2 protein-coding genes and 1 pseudogene are annotated in these 2520 nt (G+C 66.4%); all 3 read right to left on the reverse strand.

The annotated features are described in order from the left end of the window. On the reverse strand, nucleotides 1–224 hold a 224-nt coding region (locus tag AC5DC2_RS22835), incomplete at its 3' end, for a hypothetical protein (protein ID WP_491700146.1). After that, nucleotides 196–828, reverse strand: a pseudogene (locus tag AC5DC2_RS22840) (TIM barrel protein); the annotation flags it as partial. The gene AC5DC2_RS22835 and the pseudogene AC5DC2_RS22840, both read right to left, overlap by 29 nt. A 9-nt stretch (nucleotides 829–837) precedes the next feature. Then, the gene (locus tag AC5DC2_RS22845; RefSeq protein ID WP_491700147.1) at nucleotides 838–2028 is read right to left on the reverse strand and encodes a TIGR03032 family protein; all 1191 of its coding nucleotides are present in this window, start codon (nucleotides 2026–2028) and stop codon (nucleotides 838–840) included. Nucleotides 2029–2520: the final 492 nt, after the last annotated feature.

Consider the following 2520-nt stretch of genomic DNA (forward strand, 5'->3'; position numbering starts at 1 on the left):
TTGAGCGACGCGGGGTTGTACGTGCCGGGCGCCGAGGCGCACAGCCCGTGCATCCCTGCGTTCTCGATGAAGCACGAGCGCTTGCCCCGCTGCTGCCTCGTGCTGCGGGCCGGCACCGTGCCGAGCTGGGGGCAGGTGCTCCCCTCCTCGTACTCGTCGTCGAGCGCGATGCCACCCGCCGCCTCGATCTCATTCCTCGTTGCGTCCGGGATGGTCGGCCACATGGACATGCACGACCTTGTCGAGATTGCCAGCGAGAACCGTCTCGATCGGCTCCTCCATGACGGCGGCATGGTAAAGGTCGTAGAGAAGGCCGATCTCGTCGCGGTTGACCGCCTCGACGATCTCGAAACCCTCGGCCGTGGAATGAAGGAAATAGCCGGGGTGGTCGACGATCGTGTTCAGCGGCTCGATCCCGAGCCGGACGCCGCTGCCGATCAGGACGTCGGCGGCGTCCGAGAAGGTCTCGATCAGCGCGGCCTTCTGGTCTCTCCTTGGGATTTGCGGCAGGTCATTGCCGGTCTGTGCGATCAGAACCGGGGCTTCCAGCCGGTTGGCGACCTCGACCGAACGCTTCAGGCCGTCAAGCCATTCGGTCCTGTTGACCGGATCGGTGATTGCGATCAGCGGTTCGGCGACGAGGCCCGCAACCGCCATGTCGCAGGCCTTTGCCGCGCGGGCGATGGCTTCGACATCCTTGTTCGACCAGAGCCAGAACTCGAAGGCCGTAAAGCCGGCGGCCGCAGCGCGTTCGATGCGCGACGTGAAGCTGTCGCCCGGCTCGGCGAACAGCCATTCGAGGCAGGGCGAAAATTCAGGCTGCGGCATAGGGTTTCCTCACGTCGCCGGGTGCCAGCCGCGGTCCGACAGCGGCCGGTCCGGGGCCTCGATGGTGATGAAGCTTGCAAGTTCGGGTCCGAAGGTCGGCAGCGCCATCGGGCAGGAGACGCCCGGCAGGACGCGGACGTCGAAGAGCTCCTTGATGCCACCCTCGATCCTCAGCCATTCGACGATATCGCCGTTTTCCGTGTTGACGATCTGCAGCCCGCACCAGGCTTCGGCGCGGCGTTTTTCCAGCTCGTCCTGAAGGTTTAGGCCGGAAAACACGCCTTCGCGGCGGGCGAGCGACAGGCCGACGATGGCATGCCCGTCATGGAAGGAGAGGCCGCGCAGGAAACCGGGGCAGAAGGCGACGCGTTCGCGCGTCCGGCTCTGAAGGTCGAGGCGAGTGAGGTAGCCATTGCCGGAATCGAGGAACCAGAGCGCATTCTTGTAGAGGCGCGGCGAATGCGGCATCGACACGCCCTCGGTGACGATCTCGTCGGTCTCGACATCGACGACGACGCCGCCGTCGCGGCGCTCGTTGCGCCAGCCGTCGACGATATCGGTGGTGGAAACCGAGGTGACGAAGCGCGGCACGCCGTTTTCCATGGCAAGGCCGTTGAGATGGCAGCGGTCCTCAGGCGCCAGTCGGGAGATGAAGGGCGGCCGCCAGACCGGCTTGAAGGAATGCACGACGCTGTCGGTCGCCAGGCAGGAATATTTGGTGTTGACGAACAGCAGCCTGCCGGCGGCATCGATGCCGAGCTCATGGACATCGAGATCGGCGACGGTCTGTCCGCGGCGCGGCACGTAGAGCCTGTCGAAGGCCTCGTTGGCGCGCTCGTGCGGGCCGAGCACGTTCTCGAACCGCCAGATCTGGGCGAGACCCGCCAGCAGCAGGCGCTGACTGTCGCCGATCAGCCCCATGGCGCGGATGAAATTGCGCTGGTGCAGCGACAGCGAGCCATCGGGCAGCACGCCGACCAGGAAGAGCTGGCCGGTCTGGTATGAGGTGAAGGCGAGCGCGCAGTTGTGGAGCGACAGCCACTGGCCAAAGCCGCGCGAACACGTCACCTGAGATTGGATTTCCGCCGGCGGCCTCGGCGCGGCGCCCGGCGCGTCGGATGCGGGAAGGGCGCTTTCGGAGGCGCTATTGACGGAGGGCTCGGCGTCTTCCGGGTTCGGTTCTCGGGGTTTGTCATTCATGGGCATGTTCCGACGCCTGCGTTTCTTGTTTGACCGCGCGGGCCTCGTCGACCCACACTGCGGCGCTCGACACTAGACATGAGGAACACCCCCGGAGCAAGCCGGATCGCCCCGCAAACGGCGCTCCGCGGCGCAAGGACGCCAGGTCTTTCGGCCCGCGGCGGCAATAATCCCGGAAAAAGTCCGCGCCATCCCGTTTTTGGGCAGCCTGGCGCCGCCGGCTTTCTCTGGCACTGGGGACGGAGACAGGAGCGCAGGACCGGCAAATCCGGCTCTCGCTCGGGCGCACCCATGTGCGTCAGTGAAGGCGCACGAACATCGAACCGGGCCGTCCGGCGTCCGGGGGCCGGCACAGGTAAGCCCGGCGCGGCGATGATTCGGTTGCAGACAAGGCGTTTTTCGCGGACAATGGCCCTGAATGCCGGTTGCGCGGTCCCTCCGCAGGTCTTCGGGCCTCGGGGCTTTTCTGCGGCGCCGTGTTGGCGGGGGGGG

Source organism: Martelella sp. (assembly GCF_984369615.1).